Source organism: Citrobacter sp. TBCS-14 (assembly GCF_005280805.1).
Classification (GTDB): Bacteria; Pseudomonadota; Gammaproteobacteria; order Enterobacterales; family Enterobacteriaceae; genus Citrobacter; species Citrobacter gillenii.
Map to the genome: position 1 here is coordinate 258 of NZ_SZWM01000740.1, position 279 is coordinate 536.

The 279-nt window shown below is 53.4% G+C and carries 1 protein-coding gene; it reads left to right on the forward strand.

All coding sequences use genetic code 11. The features are described from left to right. The coding region (locus FDX22_RS31665) for a toprim domain-containing protein (protein WP_255433012.1) at positions 1-225 on the forward strand (225 nt) is incomplete at its 5' end. Positions 226-279: the final 54 nt, after the last annotated feature.

Consider the following 279-nt stretch of genomic DNA (forward strand, 5'->3'; position numbering starts at 1 on the left):
TTCCGCGTACCTGCCGGGGTAAAGAACCTGATTATCTTTGCTGATGCTGACCCTAACGGTGCCGGGCATGCTGCCGCATTTGAATGTGCTGCTGCCAACCTGCATGCGAATAACGATCTGGAGAGTGTATCCGTCCGCTGGCCTGCGCAGGGTGACTTCAACGATCTACTGCTAAATGGCTCCGAAGTATTCGAATGGGTATTCCACAGGGGGGCGAAGCAGTGAAGAATCCAGCCAGACAAAAGCTAAAGGTGTACAAGCCCAAGGTATGCGCTCAGT